This is a genomic window from Kitasatospora sp. NPDC001309, from assembly GCF_042896295.1.
Classification (GTDB): Bacteria; Actinomycetota; Actinomycetes; order Streptomycetales; family Streptomycetaceae; genus Kitasatospora.
The window spans coordinates 203,338-225,097 of sequence record NZ_JBIAXC010000008.1 but is presented as its reverse complement, the minus strand read 5'-3'; the positions used below and the strand labels follow the sequence as shown (position 1 = coordinate 225,097).

Sequence of the window (21,760 nt, the reverse complement as noted above, 5' to 3'; positions counted from 1 at the left end):
GCCGTCACCGGGTGACGAAGCCGCCGTCGACGGTGAGGACCGTTCCGGTCACCCGGCGGGAGTCGTCCCCGGCCAGCCAGAGCGCCGCCCCGGCCACGTCGGCGGGTTCGACGAGCGCGTTCATGGGCTGGTCGCGGAGGAAGGCCTCCTCGTGGCCCTCCGGCGGCAGGTCGAGGGAGCGGGCGATCTCGGTGAGCATCCGGCCCTCGACCAGCGGGTCGTCGCGCACCGAGCCGGGGCAGAGCGCGTTGACCCGGATCCGGTGGGGCGCGTAGTCCAGGGCCGCGGCCTTGGTCAGCCCGATGAGTCCGTGCTTGGCGGCGACGTACCCCGCGAAGTAGCGGTAGCCGACCAGTCCGGCGGTCGAGGAGACGTTGATGATGCTCCCGGACCCCTGCTCGACCATGCCCGGCGCGACCGCCCTGATCATCCGCCAGGCGCCGGAGAGGTTGACGTCCAGCATGAGCGCCCAGTCGCGCTCGCTGGTCTCGTGCACCGGGCGGCCGGACGGCGCCGCGATGCCGGCGTTGTTGACGAGCACGTCGATCCGGTGGAAGCGCTCCAGCGCCCGGCCGACCGCCTCCTGCACGCCCGCCGGGTCGCGCAGGTCGACCGCGGCGGTGACGACCGCGCTGCCGTGCTCCTCGCACAGCTCGGCCGTGTGGTCCAGCTGGCTGCGGCTGCCCAGCGGGTAGTCCACGCCGTCCAGGTCGCCGGCGAGGTCGAGGAGCACCAGGTCGGCGCCCTCGCGGGCGAAGCGGAGGGCGCACGCGCGGCCGAGCCCGCGGGCCGCTCCCGTGATCACGGCGGTCCGGTCCGTCAGCTGCATGTCCGCGCTTCCTCCGTCCCCTGCTCGGTGCGGCCCCGGGCGACGGCCCGCAGCAGGGCTTCGGGCGAGTCGACCAGGTACATGTGGCCGCCGGGCAGTTCGAGGTAGCGGAACTCCCTCTCGGTGACGTCCTGCCACTGCCGGGCCTGCGCGGCGGTGACCAGGTCGTCCTCGGCGCCCCGCAGCGAGGTGACCGGGACGCGCAGGGGCTCGGTCGTGCTCGGCGCGTAGTCCTCGTGCATGGCGACGTCGGCGCGGAGCACCGGCAGCAGGACCTCCCGCAGGTCCGGGTCGTCGAAGGCCTCGTGCCGGTAGCCGGCGAACTCCTGGACGCGGGCCAGGAATTCGGTGTCGTCCAGCCCGGTGGCGCGGGCCTCGCGCCCGTTCGACGGGCCGGGTGAGCCGCTGACGTACAGGTGCTCCGGGCCGCCGTCGCCCTGCCGGTCGAGGGCGAGCGCGATCTCGTAGCTGAGCACGGCGCCGAGGCTGTGGCCGAGGAGCGCGAACCGCCGGCCTTCGGTGAGTTCGGCGATCCGGGGGGCGAGCAGGGCGACGGCCTGGGCCACCTCGGTGAGCGGTTCGTCCAGGAACAGCTCCTCCCGCCCGGGCAGTTGGACCGGCAGCACCGTCAGGCCGGGCACCGCGAGGTCGGCCCAGGCGCGGTAGAAGCCGGCCCCGCTCCCGGCGAAGGGCAGGCACACCAGGGTGAGTCGCTCGGTCGGCATGGTCTCCTCGTTCTCTCCGGTGGTCAGCACGTGAGGAAGGTCCGGACGCCCCGGGACCGCTCGGGTGCCGGAAGGCCCCGCTTCTCCACGAACCTCTTGAGGTAGTTCGCGCCTTCGGTGCCGCCGGAGCCGGTGAGCTCGGGGGTCAGGTACCGGACGGCGAAGCCGTAGTGGCGCCCGCGCCAACGGCGGAGCACCCGTAGCAGTGCGTCGAGGTGGCGGTCCATCTCGCCGTCCCCGGCGGCCCGCACCCGGGCGCCCTGGGCCTGCCACTCCTCGGCGAGGATCCCGCGCAGTTCGGCCAGGTGCCCGTACTCCGCGAGGACCTTCTCCTTCTCCGGGTCCAGGCCGTAGAGCACGATCTCCATGGCGTGGTAGTTCATGGACTGCACGGCGCTGGCATCGCCGGTCTCCGCCCGGAACTCCATGAAGCGCTCGGGCGACATCGTCCACAGCGCGCTGAACACGCCGTTCAGCAGTTCGGCCGTCAGCACGGCCTGGCGGAGCCTGGTCCGGGCCTCCCGCCGGTCGCCCGCGCAGGTCTCGGCGGCCCGCAGCACGAGGGCGCGGACCAGGAAGAAGACCATCTCGCAGGCGTGCACAGAGCGCAGGAAGAGGTGCTCGTCGTGCTTGTCGGACTGCGGGAAGCCGGTGCACTCGGCCAGCACGAAGCGGTTCCAGCGCGCCCGCGGGTCGTTCTCCCGGGCGCGCAGCGCCTCCCCCAGCGGGACCGCCCCGGCCGGGTCGAAGGTCAGTTCCGCCACCCGGTCGAGCGGGGCCCGCAGCCGCTGCTGCCGCTCGGCCGAGGTCGCGGGGTCGATCGCTCCGGCCGGGGCGGCCCGCTCCACTGCGAGCAGGGCGGTCAGTGAGACCGCCAACGCCTCGGCGGCGCCGGTCAGTTGGTCGTCCGGCCGCTGGTCCAGGAACCAGTCGAAGACGTGCAGGTCGGTGTAGCGGTAGTACCTGGGTATGTCCGTCGTCCGGCTGAACGGCCGGGTCAGCAGTCCGAGCAGTTCCGCCTCGCCGTCCGCCTCCCCGTCGGCGGGCGCCGGGGGCCGGTCGTGGTACCCGGCCAGCTCGTCGAGCCGTTCGGGTGCGAGCGCCGCGCGGCCGCGCTCCCGCTGGATCCTGACGATGTGTGCGCAGTGTTCCGGTAAGCGCGGTTCCACGGGGTCACCTCCGGTGGTTCGACGAGGGATTGGGGCCGGGCTCGGACGGGGCCTACGACCGGCGGGCCGTCACGAGGTGCTTGTCGCCGTCGGAGCGGCGCACCTCGCAGGCGGTGAACCCGGCGGCCTCCAGCAGTCCGGCGTACTCCCGGGCCGAGCGGTGCCGCCCCTGGGTCTCCACGTGCATCGACAGGTTCATCACGGCGGCGCCGAGCGGGCCGTCGCGGTCCTCGTCGAACAGCCGGTCCATCACCAGCACCCGGCCGCCGGGCGCGCAGGCCCGGTGGGCCGAGCGCAGCAGGTCGAGGCAGGTGGCGTCGGACCAGTCCGACAGGACGTAGCCGAAGGCGAAGCAGTCGCCGGGGGGCAGCTCGTCGCGGAAGAAGTCCCCGGCCCGGAAGTCCAGCCGGTCGTCGAGTCCGTGCTCGCTCCGCTTGGCCTTGAGGAACGGCTCGACCTCGGGCAGGTCGAACACGGTGGCCCGCAGGGCCGGGTGGCGGCGCAGCGCGGCGACGGCGAAGGGGCCGTTGGCCCCGCCGACGTCGACCAGCCTGGTCACCGTGCCCAGGTCGGCGAGTTCGGCCAGGCGGTCGGAGGCGTGGTGGCTCAGCTGCCACATGGCCGCCAGGAACCGCTCGGTCGACGCGCCGTCCCGGTGGATCCGGGCGAACGCGTCCGGGAGGTCCGCGTCCACGGCGTCCTTGCCGCGGGTCAGGTACCCGTCCAGCAGCTCCAGTTGGCGGGCGGCGTCGGTGACCAGGTGCTCGACGAAGCCGCCCAGGTAGCGGGGGCCGTCGGGGGCGAGGAAGTCGGCCGTCCCGGCGGGGAGTTCGTACCGGCCGCCGCCGGCGTCGGCGAGCAGTCCGGAGACCTTGAGCAGCAGCATCAGCCGTTCCAGGGTCTCGGCGTCGAGCCCCAGTTCGGCGGCCGCGGCGGGTGCGGTGGCCGGGCCGTGGCGCAGCAGGTGGGTGAAGACGCCGTGCCGGTCGGCCAGCCGCAGGGCGTGGGTGGCGTGGATGCCGTAGAGCGCGTTCTCCAGGGGAGGCGGGATCATGTCGTCACTCCGATCGTCACGGCGAAGAAGTCGTCGACCTCGGCGGCGATCCGGTCCAGGGCCGGCTTGCGGAGCAGGCTGCCGTGGTTGCCCTCGACCCGCCGCAGGGTCAGTGCGGCGGGCAGGCCCCGCCAGCCGTTGTGCTCGTCGTCGAACAGCGCCGGGGCGACTTCGTCCCGGTCGGTGGGTTTGAACAGCAGGACGGGGAAGCCGGCCGCCGTCGCGCAGCTCGCCCGCAGCAGCCGGTCGCTCTCCCGGGCGTCCTTCTCCATGAAGCGGTCGACGTGCTGGCCGTGGCGGCGCTGGTGTTCCAGCACCTCGTCGATGTCGAGGGCGGCGAGCGCGGCGGCACGCGGTCCCCAGTTGTGGGCGTCGAGGATCACGACTCCGGCGACCCGCTCCCCCGCCCGCTCCAGGACCCGGCCGATCTCGTAGGCGAGCGTTCCGCCGAAGGACCAGCCCAGCAGCCGGTACGGGCCGGCGGGTTGCCGGGCCCGCAGCAGCCGGGCGTACTCCTCGGCCATCTCGCGCAGCGTTGCGTAGCGGTGCTCCAGGTCGTCGAGGTGGGGGTGGTTGACGCCCACGCAGCGCGCGGAGCGCAGCAGTTCCGCCAGCGGCTGGTAGCAGTACGCGGTGCCGCCGGCCGGATGGATCGCGAAGACGGGCGGTTCGCCGTCGGCCGGTGCCGTGGCGGCGCCGTTGCCGAGGTCGGGCAGGTCGAGCAGGACGGGCAGCTGCGGCGGGGTGCCGCCGGCCCGGCCGACCAGTTCGGCGAGCCGCTCGACGGTGCGGCCGTGGAAGACGTCGGCCACCCGGACCTCCGTGCCGAACTCCCGCTGGATCTCCCGGGCCAGCCGGACGGCGAGCACCGACGTCCCGCCGGAGGCGAAGAAGTCGTCCCGCAGGCCCGGCGCGGCCCCGCCGAGGACGGTGCGCCAGAGCCGCCGCAGCGCGTACTGCACCGGGGTCATCATCACCGGGTCGTCCGGTCGGGCGGCGGTCGTCCGCTCGGCCGCCAGTGCGCGCAGCGCGGCGGTGTCCACCTTGCGGTTCGGGGTGAGCGGCAGCTCGGCGAGGACGAGGTACTGGGACGGCCGCAGGTACTCGGGCAGCTGCTCCTGCGCCCGGCGGCGGGCGGCCTCGGCCAGTCCGTCCGCATCCAGTCCGTCCGCGCTCGGGCCGTCCGCGTCCGGGCCGTCGGCGTCCGGGCCGGCCTGCTGGAGGAAGGCGACCAGCCGGGCGTGCGCCCCGGAGCCGACGGCGGTGACCACCGCCCGTTCCACACCGGCCAGTCGGGACAGCGTCGCCTCGACGTCGCCCGGTTCGATCCGGAAGCCGCGGATCTTCACCTGGGCGTCCTGGCGGCCGAGGAACTCCAGGGTGCCGTCGGCGCGCATCCTGGCCAGGTCGCCGGTCCGGTAGAGCCGCTCGCCGGTCTCCGGGTCGGTGCCGAAGGCCGCCGCGTCCAGGTCGGGGCGCCCGAGGTAGCCGACCGCGAGCCCGGCCCCGGCCAGGTGCAGCATCCCGACGACCCCTTGGGGCACCGGCCGGCCGGAGGCGTCCAGGACGGACGCCCGGGTGTTGGGCAGGGGGCGGCCCAGGTGCACGCGTTCGTGGCGGACCAGCCGGGCCGCCGTGCTCCAGATGGTGGCCTCGGTGGGGCCGTAGACGTTCCACGCGGTGCCCGTCCGCTCGGTGAGCCGGTCGGCGAGCGGTTGGGGCAGGGCTTCGCCGCCGACGACCGCGGTGAAGTCGCGGGGCGCGGCCCATCCGGTGTCGAGCAGGCCCTGCCAGGTGGCCGGGGTGGCCTGGAGGACGTCGGCCCGGTGGTCCTCCAGCCACGTCCGCAGGGTGTCCGGGTCCCGCTGGGCCTGCTCGTCCGCCACGATCACGGTGCCCCCGGCGGTGAGCGGGAGGAGCAGTTCCAGGACGGAGATGTCGAAGGCGGTGGTGGTGATCGCCAGCAGCCGGTGGCCCGGGCCGGTGCCGAGCACCTCGGCCATCGCCCGCAGGGAGTTGGCCAGGCTCCGGTGGGAGACCACCACGCCCTTGGGGCGGCCGGTGGAGCCCGAGGTGTAGATCGTGTACGCGACCGCGTCGGGCCCCGGCCCGGTGGGCCCGGGCGCCCCGCCGGCCTCGATGAGGTCCGCCCAGCCGACGCAGGACAGCCCGGCGGCGCCCGGGTCGCCCAGCGCCAGGCGGGCGCCGCAGTCCTCGACGACGTGCGCCGTGCGCGCGGCCGGGTGGGCCGGGTCGACGGGGACGAAGGAGGCGCCGGCCCGCAGGATCCCGAGCAGCGCGGCGGGCAGCCGGCGGTCCCGGGGCAGGGCGACGACCACCGGGTCCCCGGGGCGCACGCCGTGCCGGTGCAGGCCGGCGGCGACCCGGTCGGCCAGGTCGGAGAGTTCGCGGTAGCCGAGCCGTCCGGTCGCGTCCTCGACGGCGGTGCGCCCGGGGTCGCGACGGACCCACCCGGCGACCAGGTCCGTGACCGGCTCCGGCCCGTAGGCGCGGACCGGTCCGGAGCCGAGGCGGCGCAGTGCGGCGCGGCGCGCCGGGGGCAGCAGGTCGAGGTCGCGGACCGGGCCGTCGGGCCGGGCGAGGACCGACCACAGGAAGGTCTCGAAGCCCTCCAGCCACTGCGCCACGGTGTCCGGCGCGAGGATCGCGGTCGCGTGGTCGGCCCGCAGGTAGGGGCCGTCGACGCCGCCGGTCTGGACGTGCAGGGAGAGGTCGAACTTGGCCGTGTCGGCGTCCAGGGTGAGCAGTTCGGCGGTGGCCCCGGCCAGGTCGAACGGCGCGGGGAGCCGGTCGGCGAGGGTGAACATGGTCTGGAAGACCGGGGTGCGGCCGAGGTCGCGGGCCACGTCCAGGTGGTCGACCAGCAGCTCGAACGGCAGGTCCTGGTTCTCCTGGGCGGTGACGACGGTGTCCCGCGCCCTGGCGACCAGGTCGGTGAAGCGTTCGGTGCCCTCGTGGCGCAGCCGCAGGGCGAGCGAGTTGGCCATCAGCCCGACCAGCCGGTCGCTGCCCACGTAGTGCCGGCCGGCCACCGCCGTGCCCACCACGACGTCCTCGCTGCCCGCCATCCGGCCCAGCCACACCTGGAACGCCGTCAGGTACAGCACGAACTCGGTGACCCCGCGGTCGGCGGCGAGCTTCCGCAGCCCGGCGCTGAGCCCCTCCGCCAGCGGGCGGGTCACGGTGGCGCCGCGGTAGTCCTGCTCGGGCGGCCGGGGGTGGTCGGTCGGCAGCTCCAACCGCTCGGGGGCGCCGTCGAGTCGGGACTTCCAGTGGGCCAGCTGCTGGTCGAGCCGGTCGGAGCCGATCTCCCGCTGCCAGCTTGCGTAGTCGACGTAGCGCAGCGGCACCGGCGGCAGGTCCTCGCCGCGGGAGAGCGCGGCCAGCTCCGCCAGCAGCTGCTCCACCGACCAGCCGTCGACGGCGATGTGGTGCAGGCAGAGCAGCAGGACGGCGTGCTCCTCGTCCAGGGCCACCAGCCGGGCCCGCAGGTTCTCCCCGGCCGTGAGGGCGAACGGCCGGGCCAGGTCGGCGGCGGCCAGGCGGCGCCACTCCCGCTCGCCCTCGGGGCGGTCGAGGCCCCGCAGGTCGCTGACCGCGACCCGGACCGGCGCGGCTGCCAGGACCCGCTGGACGGGCCGGCGGTCGGTCTCGACGTACGCCGTGCGCAGCACCTCGTGCCGGCGCACCAGCGCGGTCAGCAGCCGCCCGACCTCCTCGGCCGACACCCGCCCGGTCAGCCGCAGGGCCAGCGGCACGTGGTAGGCGGGGTTGCCGTCGGTGAGCCGGTCCAGGAACCACATCCGGGCCTGGGCGAAGGACAGCGGCCACTCCGGCCGGTCGGTGGCCCGCGGCAGGGGCTCGGCCGGTGCCCGGCGCGCCGCCGGGTCCACGGCGTCCCGGGCGGCCAGTGCCTCGTCCACGGTTTCGGCGAGGTCGCGCAGCGTGCTGCGCTCGAAGAGCCGGCGGACCGGCAGGTCGACGCCGAAGCGGGCGCGGATCGCGTGGCCGACCTTGACCACCAGCAGCGAGTTGCCGCGCAGCAGGAAGAACGAGTCGTCCGGGCCGACCGTCTCCACGCCCAGCAACCCGCTCCAGATCCCGGCCAGTTCCCGCTGGGTGGCGGTGCGCAGCGCGGAGGCGTCCGGGCCGAGCAGGCTGTCGGCCCCGGGGCGGGGCAGGGCCCGCGGCCGGAGGGTCAGGCTGCGCGGGTTCAGCGGCAGTTCGTCGAGCAGGACGTACGCCTCGGGCACCGGGTGGGGTCCGAGCCGCTCGGCCAGGTGGTCGCGCAGCTCCAGCCGCAGCCGGGCGCGGGCCTCCTCGCCTGCGGGGGCCTGGCCTGCGGGCACCACGTAGGCGGTGAGCCGGGGGCCGTCGGTGCCGACCGGGGCGGCGGTCACCGCGGCGTCCCGCACCGTGCGGTGGGTGCGCAGGGCCGAGGCGATCCGGTCCGGGTCGACCCGGTGGCCGCGCAGTTCGGTCCGGTCGCCGCGGCGGCCCTCGAACACCAGGTTGCCGTCGGGCAGGAACCGGCCCAGGTCGCCGGTGCGGTGGATCCGAGCCGGAGCCCCGTCCGGACCGTTCGGGCTGTCCGGGTGGCCGGGCGTCAGGCCCCCGCCGGGTGCCAGGCCCTCGCCGGGTGCCAGGCCCTCGCCGGAGACGCCGATCTCGCCGACCAGGCCGGGCGGGAGCGGACGGCCGGCCTCGTCCAGGACGTGGATCCCGACGCCGGGCAGGGCCGTGCCCACCGTCCGGGCGGGGAACCCGGGCCGGTGGACGAAGCTGGTGCTCGTCACCGTGGCCTCGCCGACGCCGTAGGTGTCGGCCACCACCGGCACCCGCGCCGCCCACCTGGTCAGCAGCTCGGGCGGGGACGGCTCGCCCCGCAGCAGCAGCACCCGGACGGCGGGCAGGGCGTCGTCGGGCAGCGCCGCGGCGAGGGAGGGCGGCAGGGCGACCACGGTGGCGCCGGGCTCGCGCAGCGCCGCGACGACCGCGGCCGGGCGGTCGTGGACGTCCCGGGTCGGCGGGAGCCGCAGCGCGGCGCCGTTGGCGAGCGCGCCCGCCCACTCCCCGACCGAGGCGTCGCAGCCGGCGGCGGCGAGCTGGAGGACGACCTCGCCCGGCCCGACCCCGAAGGCCTCCCGGTGGTGGGCGGCGAGGTTGACCAGGCCGCGGTGCGCCAGCCGGACCGCCTTGGGCGGCCCGGTGGTTCCGGAGGTGAACACCAGGCAGGCCGGGTCGTCGGGGTCGACGTCCAGCCCGAGGTCGGTGCCGTCCAGCGCGGCGAGTTCCGGTTCTGTCCGCTCCCAGAGCAGCAGCGGGACGCCCGGGAGGGGGTCGGCCGCCAGGGCCTCGTGCGCCAGCAGCAGCGCGGCCCCGGCGACGGCCCTTCCGGTCTCGCTGTCCGTGGAGTCTGTGGAGTCGCCCGGGTCGACGGACAGGTAGCAGGCGCCGGCCTTGGCCGTCGCCAGCCAGGCGACGACCCGTTCGACCGAGCGCTCCATCCGCAGCGCGACGACGTCGCCGGGCCCGATCCCGGCGGCGCGCAGCCTGCGGGCGAGCCGGTTGGCGGTGGCGTTGAGCCACCCGTAGTCCCAGGTGCGCTCGCCCCGGTGCAGCGCGACCACCCGCGGGCCGGTGGCGGCCCAGTGTTCGACCGCCTGGTGGACGGTGCGCGACCGCGGCGGCTCGGGCCGGGGCCGCGACCACGCGGCCATCCGGCGGCGCTGCCGCTCGGAGACCAGCGAGGCCGATTCGACCGGCTGGTCGCAGTCCTCGGCCATCGCCGTCAGGCAGGCGACGTAGCTCTCGGCGAACTCGGCGACGGAGTCCTCGTCGTAGAGCTCGGCCGGGTACTCCAGGCGGAGCTCGATGCGGCCGTCCCGCTCCCCGGCGAACAGCATCTGGTCGAACCTGACGGCGATCTCGGGGGCCGGCCGCAGCTCCGTCTCCAGGCCGTCCAGGACGAGCGGCGGCCCGCTCTCCCCCCAGGTGAACAGCGTCTGGCAGAGCGTGGGCACGTGGGGCTCGCGCTCGGTGGCGACGGCGTCGACGATCTGCTGGTACGGCACGTCGGCGTTGGCCATGGCGTTCAGCAGCCGGTCGCGCACCTGGGTCAGGGCGTCGGCGAAGCTCGCGCCGGGGGCGAGGGTCAGCCGCACCGGCAGGGTGTTGGTGAGCAGGCCCACGGTGTCGCCCAGGCCCGGGCGCAGCCGGTTGACCACCGGCACCGTGCCGAGCACGTCGGTGGTGGCGCCGAACCGGGCCAGCAGGGCGAGGTAGGCCGTCATCAGCGTCATCGCGGGGCTGGCGCGGCGTTCCTCGCCGAGCCCGCGCAGTCGGGCGCTGAGTTCCGGGGAGAGGCCGAAGTCGTACCGCCGGGCCTGCCCCGACCAGGAGTCGCGGCCGCGTTCGAAGGGCAGGGTGAGCCGCTGCGGAGCACCGGCCAGGGACTTCGTCCAGAACTCCGACTGCCGGGTCAGGTCGGCCGGTTCGCGCTCGACGTCCTGCGCGAACGGGGTGCCGGGGGGCGGGAGTTCGGGATCCCGGCCGTGCACGGCGGCGCTGTAGGCGGCGGCCAGTTCGCGCAGCAGGATGCCGATCGACCAGCCGTCCACCAGGAGGTGGTGCACGCAGAGCGCGAACCAGTGGCGGTCCGGCCCGGTCCGGGCCAGCGCGGCCCGGACCAGCGGCCCCCGGTCGAGCGCGAAGGGCTCCCGGAAGAACGCGGCGAGCAGTGCCTCCCGGTCCGGTGCGGACAGCTCCCGCCAGTCGAGTTCGGCGACCGGCACCTCCGGGTCGCCGCTGTCCTCGGCGTGGGGTTCGCCGTCCGCCTCGGGGAACTGCCAGCGCAGCACGGCGTGCCGCCGCAGCAGGGTGCGCAGCGCCTCGGCCAGGGCGGGGAGTTGCGGGGTGCCGCGCAGTTCCAGGAGCACCGGGAGGTTGTAGGTGCCCGGTGCGGGGGCGATCCGCTCGGCCAGCCAGAGCTGCCGCTGGAAGCGGGAGACCGGCTGACGCCGGGTCCGGGTGGGTGCGCCGGTCATCGGGTCTGCCCCTTGTCGTCGATCAGCTGCGCCAGTTCCGCCACCGTGGGGTGGTCGAACACGTCCCGGACCTCCAGCTCGGTCCCGAACTCCTCGTACACGGCGGTGACGAGTTGGACGGCCTTGAGCGAGTGGCCGCCGTGGCGGAAGAAGTCGTCCTCGGGCCCGAGCCGTCGGCCCTCCAGGACCGTCTCCATGAGCCCCTGGAGGCGCTGCACGGTCGAGCCGGCCCCCGGGGAGGGCTCCTCCGGCGCCGGGGCCGCCTCGGGCCGGGGCAGCCGCGCCGCGTCGACCTTTCCGCTCAGGGCCCGGGGCAGGGCGTCGACCTGGCAGAGCCAGGCGGGGACCATCGCGTCCGGCAGGGTGGCCCGCAGCCGGTCCCGCAGCGCGTCCGGGTCGAGCGGTCGCGCCGCGACCAGGTAGCCGAGCAGCCGGACCTCGCCCGACCCGCTGTCGGCGACCACCGCCGCCTGGTCGACGCCCGGCAGGTCGAGCAGCCGGGCGCGGACCTCGCCGGGCTCGACCCGGACGCCGCGGACCTTCACCTGCTCGTCGAGCCGGCCGAGGAACTCCAGCAGGCCGTCGGCCGACCAGCGGCCCCGGTCGCCGGTGCGGTACAGCCGGGTGGGGCGGCCGCCGATCACGGTCTCGACGAACGCGGCGGCGGTCTCGCCGTCCCGCCGGTGGTAGCCCTCGGCCAGTCCGACGCCGCCGATGCAGATCTCGCCGCTGCCACCGGGGGGCACCGGCCGGAGCCGCTCGTCGAGCAGCCGGACCTCGGTGTTGCGCACGGGCAGCCCGATGGTGGCGGCGCCGCGCCGCCCGTCGACGGGGAAGGCCGTGGCGGTCACGGTGGCCTCGCTGGGCCCGTAGAAGTTGAACATCCGGGCCCGGCCGGACCACCGGTCGATCAGGCTCTGCGGGCAGCTCTCCCCCGCGACCACCAGCACCTGGAGGTCGGGCAGGGCGTGTGGGGGCAGGGTGGCCAGCACGGTCGGGGTGAGCGCGGCCAGGTGGACCGGCGGGTGCCGGTCCGGGTGGTGCAGCCGGTTGACCACCTCGGCGGCGGAGTCCGCCACGATGCTGAGCGTCGCCCCGTTGAGCAGCGCCGTGGTCCACTCCCAGACCGAGCCGTCGTGCCCGCAGGACGCCAGGGAGAGCACGTGGCGGCCCGGTCCGACCTCGTAGTGGTCGTGCTGGGAGAGCGCCAGGTTGACCACGCCGCGGTGCCGGATCCGCACGCCCTTGGGCTCGCCGGTGGAGCCCGAGGTGTGGACGATGTAGGCCAGGTCGTCGGGGCCGGCCGCGGTGGGCAGGGGGCCGTCGTCGAGGTCGGCGCCCGACCGTTCGTCCAGCACCAGGCAGGGGCCGTCGGTGGTCGGGGCGGCGTCGGCCCGGTCGGTGACGACCAGGTCGGGCGCCAGGTCCGCCAGCAGGGCGGCGATCCGGGCGGGCGGGTTGCCGCCGTCGATCGCCGCGTAGCAGCCGCCGGTCTTGAGCACGGCCAGGTAGGTGGCGAACAGGTCGGCCGTACGGCGCAGGCGGACGGCCACCACCCGCCGCGGTCCGGCCCCGTGGGCGAGCAGCAGCCGGGCGATCCGGTTCGCCCGGGCGTCCAGTTCGCGATAGGTGAGCGTCTCCCGGCCGCCGTCGCCGGAGCGGATCGCGCACACGTCGGGGTGCAGCCGCGCCATCTCCTCGAAGCGCTCGGCGACGGTGGTCTCCGGCAGCGGGCGGTGCGGGCCGCGGCGGCCCCCGGTGCGGTCCTGTTCGGCGGCGTCCAGTACGGCGGTCAGCTCGTCGAGGCGCGCCCCCGGGTCGGTGGCGGCCGCGTCCAGCAGCAGCAGGAGTTCGTCGAGCCAGCGGTGCGCCGTCCCGGGCAGGAAGAGCCCGGTCGCGTACTCGACGGTGAGCTCCCACTCTCCGCCGCGCGGCCGCAGCAGCACGCTGACCTCGTAGCGGGCGACGGTCGACTCCAGCGGTACGGGGACGGCTCCGGGCAGGGTGGCGGCCCGGTCGGCGCTCTCGTGCACGAAGGTGGTCTGGAAGAGCGGGTGCCGGCCGGAGCGGCGGTCGAGGCCGAGCGCGTCGACCACGCTCTCGAACGGCACCTCCCGGTGCTCGTGGGCGGCCAGCAGGCGCTCCTGCACCGCCCGGGCGTGCTCGCCGAAGGTGCTCCGCGCCGCCCGGTCGACGCGCAGGGCCAGCATGTTGGCGAAGAATCCGATCAGCCGTTCCAGGTCCGGGTGGTGGCGGGAGTCGACGGGGGTGCCCACCACCAGGTCGTCCTGGCCCGTGCTGTGGGACAGCCAGGCCGTGTAGGCCGCCAGGTGGAAGGCGAAGGGCGTGACGCCGAGGGTGCGGCAGTGCTCCTCGATCCGGGCGGCCAGTCCGGGCGGCAGCGGCCGGCTGACGCTGGATCCGGTGAAGTCCTGCCGGGCGGGCCGGGGCAGGTCGGCCGGCGGCACCGAGGTGGCGGGCGCCCCGGACAGCGTCCGGTGCCAGAAGTCGACCCGCGCGGTGGCGGCCCGCTGGGTGGCGGGCTCCTGCTGCCAGGCCGCGTAGTCGGCGTACTGGAGCGCCAACTCGGGCAGTTCGGGAGCCTGTCGGTCGCGTTCGGCCCGCTGGGCGAGGTCGAGCTCGGCGGCGAAGACGCCGACCGACCAGCCGTCGGAGACGATGTGGTGCAGCGCGCTGAACAGCAGGTGGCGGTCCTCGGCCAGCCGGAGCACGTGGAAGCGGAACAGCGGGCCGTGGGCCAGGTCGAAGCGGTGCCCGGCCAGTTCGCGCAGCCGCCGGTCGGCGTACGCCCGCCGGTCGGCCTCGTCCACGCCCGGGCAGTCCTCGACCTCCAGGTCGACGGGCATCCGCGCGTGGACGACCTGCTCGATCCGCCCGTCGGCGATCCGGAAGGTGGTCCGCAGCACCTCGTGCCGGTCCACGATCCGCTGCACGGCCCGGCGCAGCAGCGGCCAGTCCGTCGCCCCCTCGATCAGGACGGCCGAGGGCATCGCGTAGACGGCGCCGCGCAGTTCGGGCGGGGCGAGCTGCTCGGCGAACCACAGGCGCTGCTGGCCGGAGGAGGCCGGTGCCCGGGTGGCCGAGCGCCGCCGCAGGGCCGGGGTCCGGTCCGCCGCCGCCACCGTCGCCGCCGGGCGGTCGGCGCGGGCGGCCTCGATCAGCCCGGCCTGCCCGCCCACGTCGGGGTGCAGGAAGATGCCGCGCAGCTGGAGTTCGACCCCGAAGACCTCCCGGACGCGGTTGAGCAGGAGCGTCGCGGTCAGCGAGTGGCCGCCGAGGGCGAAGAAGTCGTCCTCCGGCCCGGGCGTGACCCCCAGCAGCTCGGCCCACAGCCGGGCGACCGCCTGCTCGGTCGCGCCGTACGGCCGCCCGTCGCCCGCAGGCCGCGCGGGCCGCTGCGCCGCGGCCGCCGCCGGGGCGGGCAGCCGGCCGCGGTCGACCTTCCCGTTGCGCGACAGCGGCAGCTCGCCGAGCACCAGGTAGTGCTCGGGGACCATGTACGGGGGCAGCCGGCGCTCCAGCGCCGTCCGGGCCAGCCGGGCGAGCACCCGGCGGAACGGGACGGCTTCGCTCGGCCGCGGGTCGGCGCGCTGGGCGTCGGCCACCGGACCGGCGAAGAAGGCGTGCAGGACCTCGCCGCCGCCGGCCGCGGCCCGGACGATCCGGTCGCCGGTCGGGTCGAGTTCGCCGATCGAGCAGCCGCCGAGCCCGTGGTGGTGGCCGGTGTCCGCGAGCCGCTGCACCAGCCGGCCGGCCGCCGACTCGGCTGCCCCGGGCTCCCGTTCGGCCCCGAGTGTGGGACCGCCGGGCGTGGGACCGCCGGGCGTGGGACCGCCGGGCGTGGGGCCGCCGGACGTGGGGCCGAGCAGGAACACGGCGGCCGTCGCGCCCTGGTAGATCGACCAGTTGTCCGGGTTGCTGAGGTCGGGCGCGGGCTCCGGCCCGGCGAAGCCGGCCCAGCGACCGCCCTCCCAGCGGTGCCAGCCCGCCGACAGTCCGCCGCCGGCCCCGGCCGGGACGGCGCCCGGCCTGACGTGCACCAGCACGGTGAGGCCGTCCGGGAGCACCTCGTCCACGGCGTCACCGGCCGCCTCGTCCACCGGGCCGGGTTCCAGCACGCCCAGCAGCCGGCAGTCCGGGCTCTCCAGCACCAGCGGGGCCAGCCCGCCCGCCTCGCGGTCCTGCCGCAGCCGCCAGGCCGCCCCGGTCGCGTCGCTCACCAGCTGGGCCATCGACCCGGCCTCGACCGCCGCGTAGCGCAGGCCCCGCCCGCCGTACTGCGGCTCGATCGCCGAGCCCTTGGCCACCAGCAGCAGGGCCGGGCCCCGGCCGCCGTGGGCGGCGCGCCAGGCGGCCGCCGCCTCGCCGGAGCCCACCCGGACCCACCCGTGCCGGACGGGGTCGAGGTAGAACACCCCGGCGGCCAGACCCTCGGCGTCGCGGTCACCGACCAGGTAGGTCCGGACGGGGTACAGCGAGCCCGCCGACCCGTAGCGCCGCCGGGGCAGGGCGGAGCCCTCGACCGGACGGGCCAGCAGCGGGCGCACGGCGGCGGCGACCGAGCGGTCGTCGCCCGGCGCGGGGCGGGGTGCCAGGGCCCCGGTGAGCCAGTCGGCCAGTGCCCGGGGGTCCGGCTCGGCGCCCTCGAAGGCCCGGAAGCTCTTGCGCGCGCTCAGCGCCGCGTCGGCGTCGGCGCTGTCCGTGCCGCTGCCGAGGGGGTGGAGTTCCCCGTCGAGGACGCGCAGCCCGGGCTGTGCCAGCCGGAACTCGACCGCCGCGGCCGCGGCCTCCTCGTCCTCCTCCGGCAGGTCGACGTGCAGGTACGCGGCGAGCCGCGGGGTGCGCCCGTCCGGCCTGACGACGTGCGCCAGGCCGTGCCGCACGCCCGGGAGCCCGGCCAGGTGGTGCTCGATCTCGCCGAGCTCGATCCGGTGGCCGCCCACCTTGACCTGGAGGTCGTCGCGGCCCAGGAACTCGATGTCGCCGTTCGGCAGGTAGCGGCCGCGGTCGCCGGTGCGGTAGAGCCGCTCGCCGGTGTCGGGGTGGACGACGAAGGCCGCCGCCGTCCGCTCCTCGTCCCGCCAGTAGCCCCGGGCCAGCCCGGTGCCGCCGATGTGGAGGTCGCCGGGCACGTGGTCGGGGCGGGGCCGCAGGGCCCGGTCCAGGACGTGGAAGGTCTGGTTGCGCAGCGGCCGTCCGTAGGGGACGCTCGCCCACCCCGGGTCGACCCGGTCGATCTCGTGGGCGATCGACCAGATCGACGCCTCGGTGGCGCCGCCGAGGCCCACCGTCCGCGCGTCGCGGAACACCTCCGACACCCGGCCGGGCAGCTCGGTGGGGATCCAGTCCCCGCTGAGCAGCACCAGCCGCAGACTGTGCGCCAGCCGCTCGCGGAACTCGTCCGGGCGGCCGCTCACGGCCGCCGTGAACATCTCCATCGACATCGGCACCGTGTTCCACACCGTGACCCGGTGGTCGAGGACCCAGTCGGCCCAGCGCGCCGGTTCGCGGACCTGGTCGTCCGGCGGGACGACCACCGCGCCGCCCGCGGCGAGCAGGCCGAAGACGTCGTAGACGCTCAGGTCGAAGCCCAGCGCGGAGAGCGCCAGGACCCGGTCCCGCGGGCCGATCCCGTAGCGGTCGTTGATGTCCAGGACGGTGTTCACCGCGCCCCGGTGGTCGATCATCACGCCCTTGGGCTCGCCGGTGGACCCCGAGGTGAAGATCAGGTAGGCGAGGTCGGCGGGCGTCCGGCACGCCGGCGGGGCGCTGACGTCCTCGCCCTCGGCGACCGGTGCGAGCAGGTCCTCGTCCACCGGCAGCACCGGGGCTCCGCCCGGGGCGCACCGCCCGGCCGGCCCGGTGACCCGGGCGAGCCGGTCCGGGTCGGCCAGCACGCCGCCCACCTCGGCGCGGCGCAGCAGGTCCTCGATCCGCTGCTGCGGCGACCCGGCGTCGACCGGCAGGTAGGCCGCGCCCGCCTTGAGCACCGCCAGGCAGGCCACCACCTGGCGCCAGCCCTTGCCGGCCAGGACGGCCACCCGCCCGCCCGGCTCGACGCCCGCGGCCGTCAGGCGCCGGGCGGCCCGGTTGGCGGCGGTGTCGAGCTGCCGGTACGTCAGGGTGCGGTCCTCGGCGACCACCGCGACGGCGTCGGGGCCGCTCGCGGCCCGGTCCTCGAAGAGCTGGTGGAGCAGCCGGTCCGACTCCGGCCCGGCGGTGTCGTTGACCACGGCCCGGCGTTCGGCCTGGGCCTCGGGGAACGGGGTGAGCCGCGTACGGTCCCAGGCCCGCTCGTCCCGGGCGAGGGCGCGCAGCGCGGCGCAGTACGCCTCGTGCATGTCGCGCACCAGGCCGTCCGGGAAGAGCCCCGCCACGTGGTCCCAGCAGAGCACCAGCTCCCCGCGGGACTCGTAGACCTGGTGGTCCAGCCAGACCTGCGGGGTCTGGGTGATGTTGAAGACCTCGTCGGGGAAGAGGCTCTCCCAGCCGTCCGCCCCGCCCTCGCCGCCCAGCAGGCAGGTGAACACCACCGGCATCAGCGGTCCCCCGTCGAGCCCCCGGGTGCGCGCCAGTTCGCGCAGCACGCGGACGCCGCCGAAGTGGCGGTGGTCGAGGTCCTCCCAGAGCCGGCCCTGGGTCCGGCCCGCGCGCTCGGCGAACGGGACGTCCGGCTCCGACCAGTCCAGCTCCAGGAGGTTCACCGAGGTGAAGTCCCCGGCGATCGCGTTGATCCGGGGGTGGACCGGCAGCCGGTTGAAGAGCGTCGTGGTGACGGTGAAGTGCGGTTCGGCGCTCCAGGTGGCGAGGGTGTCGGCGAAGGCCGCCGCCAGGACGGCCGACAGCGACAGGCCGCGGCGCTCGGCGCGTTCGCGCAGGGCGCGCAGGTCGGCGGCGGGGAGCCGGCGCTGCACCCGGTCGAAGCGGCGCGGCCCGGTCGGGGCGGTCGCCGCCAGGGGCAGCGCCGGGGCGGCGGGCAGGGTGTCCAGCCGGCCCGTCCAGTAGTCCCTGGAGCGGCGGAAGGCCGCCGTGCCGGCGAACTCCCGCTCCGCCAGCACGTAGTCGCGCACGCTCAGGTCCAGCGCGGGCAGTTCGGCGTCCTCGTCGCGGTAGAGCCGGGCCCACTCGTTGAGGACGAGGTTCAGGCTCCACGCGTCGAGCCCCAGGGCGTCCAGGCTGAGGTGCAGCCGGTGACGGTCCGGCAGCCGGCTCGCGGCGATCTCGAACAGCGGCCAGCGCTCGCTGGGCAGCACCTGGTGCGCCATCCGGTCGCGGGCGGCCGCGAGCGCCCGCTGCGCCTCCGCCGGGCCGTGCCCGGCCAGGTCGGCCACCGCGATGCGGTACTCCGGGACGTGGGGCAGGATCCGCTGCCGGCCCTCCGCCACCACCAGCCGCAGTGCCTCGTGCCGGCGCACCAGCCGGTTGAACGCCCGCTCCAGGCGGGCGACGTCGAGGTCCGGCACGTCGTACTCCACGTAGCAGTGGACCGAGACCTCGCCGAAGTCCAGCGCGCCCGTCCGCCCCACCCAGTACGCCTGCTGCACGTCGGTCAGCGGGAAGGGCTCGTAGCGCCGCTGCGGGTCGGCGACGATCCGCGGCAGCGCCGGGCCGTCCGGGTCGGCGGGCCCGCCGGCCGCCGACCGGGCCTCGTCCAGCCACCGGGCCAGCGCGGTCGCCGTGCCGCACTCGAACAGCGCGCGGACGGGGCAGGGCCGGCCGGACCGGTCGGCGATCCTGGCGGCGGCCTGGGTCGCGAGCAGCGAGTGCCCGCCGTGGTCGAAGAAGTCGGCGTCGGCGGGGACGGAGTCGACGCCGAGGGTCTCGGCGAACACCCCGGCGACCAGCTTCTCGGTCGGGGTGCTCGGCTCCACCCCGGCGGCACGGTCCGCCGGACGCGGCGCGGGCAGCCGGTCGTGGTCGACCTTCCCGTTGGCGGTCAGCGGGAACGCGTCCAGCAGCACCACGTGGGCGGGGACCAGGTGGAGCGGCAGCCGGGCGCGCAGCGCGCCGGTCAGGGCGGCTTCGGTGGTTCGGGCGTCAACGCCGGCGCCGGCCCCCGGCTCCGGCACCACATGGGCGACCAGCCGCCCGTCGACGGCGGTGACCAGCGCCTCCCGGACCCCGGGCAGGGCCAGCAGCGCGCGCTCCACCTCGCGCAGCTCGATCCGGTAGCCGCGGATCTTCACCTGGCGGTCCTTGCGGCCGACGAACTCGACCCGGCCGTCGGCGGTGCACCGGCCCAGGTCCCCGGTGCGGTAGAGCCGCTGCGCCCCGACCCCCGGCAGGACCGCCTCGAAGAACGCGGCCTTGTCCAGCTCCGGCCGCTTCCAGTAGCCCCGGGTGAGCCCCTCGCCGCCGAGGCAGATCTCGCCGACCGCCCCCGGGAGCACCGGCCGGCCGCCCTCGTCGAGCACCACGACCAGGCTCCCGCTGTGCGGCACACCGAGGTCGACCGGGTGCGAGCGCTTCGTCACCGGGTCGTGGACGAGCCGGTGCGCCGTCCACACCGCCGCCTCCGCCGGGCCGTACTCGTTGAACAGCGCCACCCCGCCGAGCAACACCCGGTGCCGCTCGGCGAGTTCCTCGCCCCACGCCTCGCCGCCCACGATCACGGTGTGCAGCCGGAGCCCGTCGGGGACGCCGTGCCGGGCGAAGTGGTCCAGCAGCTGCTCGTAGGCCGCCGGGGTCTGGTTGAGCACGCCGACCCGGTGCCGCACCAGGTGGTCGGCGAACTCCTCCGGGGCCCGGGCGACCGTCGGCGGGACGGGGCTCAGCACCGCGCCGTGGCTCAGCGCGCCCCAGATCTCCCAGACCGAGAGGTCGAACGCGCAGGAGTGGAACAGGGTCCAGCAGTCGTCCGGCCCGAAGGCGTACAGCGGATCGGGGTCGGGGAAGAGCCGGGTGACGCTGCGGTGGGTGATCGGCACGCCCTTGGGCTCGCCGGTCGACCCGGAGGTGTACACCAGGTAGGCCATCGCGTCCGCGCCGACGGACACCCCGAGGTCGGCCGACCCGAGCTCCTCGATGCCCCGGCGCACGGCCGGGTCCGCGGGGACCAGCACCTCGGCGCGGCCCGCCACGGTCGCGCGCAGCCCGGGCGTGGTGACCACGACCGCCGCGCCCGCGTCGGCCAGCACCGACCGGATCCGCTCGGCCGGGTGGTTCACCTCGACGGCGAGGTACGCCGCCCCGGTCTTCACCACCGCGACCATCGCGGTCACCAGCTCGGGCCCGGTCGGCAGCGCGATCCCGACGACCGCGCCGGGCCCCGCGCCACGCGCCACCAGGGCCCGCGCCAAGCGGTTGGCCCGCTCGTTCAGTTCGCGGTACGTCAGGTCGCCGTGCTCGCCCCGGAGCGCCGGGGCGTCCGGGGTGCTCCGCGCGAACCGCTCGACGTACTGGTGCAGCAGGACGTCCCGGTCGTGCGGCAGGTCCGCGCCGCTCAGGGACCGGACCCGCTCGGCCACCACCGCCGGTTCCTCCAGCGGGAGTTCGCCCACCGGCCGGGCCGGGTCGGCGACCGCCCCGGCCAGCAGCCGGGCGTAGTGCTCCGCCATCCGCCGGACGGTGGACTCGACGAACAGGTCGGTGGCGTACTCGAACTCCAGGGCGTAGCCCCGCCCGGTCTCCTCGGCCACCAGCGACAGGTCGAACTTGGCGTGCCCGGTCACCGGACGGCGGCCGGTGGCCGTCACCCCGTCCAGCTCCAGCCCGCTGCGCCCGGCCCCGAGCGTGGAGCGGCCCTCCTCCAGCAGCACGAACAGCGTCTGGATCAGCGGGCTGCGGCTGAGGTCCCGCGCCACCCCCAGCTCGTCGACCAGCAGGTCGAGCGGGATGTCCTGGTGGTCGTGGGCGTCCAGGGTCGTCTGCTTGACCTGCTGGAGCAGCTCGCGGAAGCCCTGGCCCCGGTCGACCCGCAGGCGCAGCGGGACGGTGTTGGCGAAGTAGCCGATCACGCCCTCGGTCTCGGGCTGCGAACGGCCGGCCGTGGGGACGCCCACCACGAGGTCCGGGGACTGGGCGTAGCGGTGCAGCAGGACGGCGTACCCGGCCAGCAGCACCATGAAGGGCGTGACACCCTCGCGCGCGCCGAGGCGGCGGACCTCCTCGGACAGCGTGCGGGGCAGCCGGGTCCCGAACAGCCGGCCCGCGTCGGAGGCCACCGCCGGGCGCGGCCGGTCCGTCGGCAGGGCGAGCAGGTCGGGGGCGCCGTCCAGCCGCTCCTTCCAGAACCGCAGCCCGCGCGCCAGGCGTTCGTCCGACAGCTGCTCGCGCTCCCAGAGCACGTAGTCGCCGAACTGGATCTCCGGCTCGGCGAGTTCGGTGGGCTCGGCGGGTTCGGCGGGTTCGGCGGGTGCGGCGGGTGCGGCGGGTGCGGCGAGGGCGCTGACGCCGCCGCGCACCGCGCGGTTGTAGTGGTGCCCGAGCTCCCGGGTGAAGATCCCCAACGACCAGCCGTCGCCGACCAGGTGGTGGAACACCGCCGCGAGGACGTGCGCGCGCGGCCCGACCCGCAACAGCCGCACCCGCCACAGCGGTCCGGCCGCCAGGTCGAAGGGGCGCCCGACCAGCCGCAGCAGCTGCGCGTCGACGTCGGCCTCCGCGGGGACCACCGCGAAGTCCACCACCGCGCGCTCGTGGACGAGTTGGCGCGGCTCGCCGGCCCGGTCGGGGAAGGTCGAGCGCAGCGCCTCGTGCCGGTCGGCGACCTCGCCGAGCGCCGTTCGCAGCGCGTCCTGGTCCACCGGGCCGTCCAGGGTGACGAACAGCGGCAGGTGGTAGGTCGCCCGCCCCGGGAAGAGCTGTTCCAGGAACCACAGGCGCGACTGGGCGAAGGACAGGGGAAGAACGTCAGGCTGCATCGGGCGTCTCCGGTCGTCGCGTGGTGTCGCTCG

6 protein-coding genes are annotated in these 21,760 nt (G+C 76.1%); all 6 read right to left on the bottom strand.

Annotated elements, in window-relative coordinates; translation table 11 throughout:
* Positions 1-4: 4 nt before the first annotated feature.
* The 6 genes from ACFY2K_RS11535 to ACFY2K_RS11510 are packed head-to-tail and all read right to left on the bottom strand — an operon-like array spanning position 5 to position 21,727.
* Positions 5-829: a mycofactocin-coupled SDR family oxidoreductase gene (locus ACFY2K_RS11535; RefSeq protein ID WP_375890312.1), complete on the bottom strand. Its 825-nt coding sequence runs from the start codon at positions 827-829 to the stop codon at positions 5-7.
* Positions 820-1,584, bottom strand: coding sequence for a thioesterase II family protein (locus ACFY2K_RS11530; RefSeq protein WP_387710948.1), 765 nt, complete (start codon positions 1,582-1,584; stop codon positions 820-822). The genes ACFY2K_RS11535 and ACFY2K_RS11530 overlap by 10 nt, the downstream gene beginning before the upstream one ends.
* The gene (locus tag ACFY2K_RS11525) at positions 1,578-2,723 is read right to left on the bottom strand and encodes a tryptophan 2,3-dioxygenase family protein (protein ID WP_387710946.1); all 1,146 of its coding nucleotides are present in this window, start codon (positions 2,721-2,723) and stop codon (positions 1,578-1,580) included. The genes ACFY2K_RS11530 and ACFY2K_RS11525 overlap by 7 nt, the downstream gene beginning before the upstream one ends.
* 52 nt (positions 2,724-2,775) lie before the next feature.
* Positions 2,776-3,777 (bottom strand): methyltransferase, encoded by a 1,002-nt coding sequence (locus tag ACFY2K_RS11520; protein WP_380639111.1) that lies wholly within the window; start codon positions 3,775-3,777, stop codon positions 2,776-2,778.
* On the bottom strand, positions 3,774-10,844 hold the full coding sequence (locus ACFY2K_RS11515; protein WP_387710944.1) for an amino acid adenylation domain-containing protein: 7,071 nt from the start codon (positions 10,842-10,844) through the stop codon (positions 3,774-3,776). The genes ACFY2K_RS11520 and ACFY2K_RS11515 overlap by 4 nt, the downstream gene beginning before the upstream one ends.
* A complete protein-coding gene (locus ACFY2K_RS11510; protein WP_387710942.1) occupies positions 10,841-21,727 on the bottom strand; it encodes an amino acid adenylation domain-containing protein in 10,887 nt (3,628 codons plus the stop codon). Before ACFY2K_RS11510 ends, ACFY2K_RS11515 begins: the two co-directional genes overlap by 4 nt.
* Positions 21,728-21,760: the final 33 nt, after the last annotated feature.

Coding starts and splice junctions, on each gene's coding strand:
- ACFY2K_RS11510 (WP_387710942.1), bottom strand. CDS start 21,727: ATGCAGCCTGACGTTCTTCCCCTGTCCTTCGCCCAGTCGCGCCTGTGG.
- ACFY2K_RS11535 (WP_375890312.1), bottom strand. CDS start 829: ATGCAGCTGACGGACCGGACCGCCGTGATCACGGGAGCGGCCCGCGGG.
- ACFY2K_RS11520 (WP_380639111.1), bottom strand. CDS start 3,777: ATGATCCCGCCTCCCCTGGAGAACGCGCTCTACGGCATCCACGCCACC.
- ACFY2K_RS11515 (WP_387710944.1), bottom strand. CDS start 10,844: ATGACCGGCGCACCCACCCGGACCCGGCGTCAGCCGGTCTCCCGCTTC.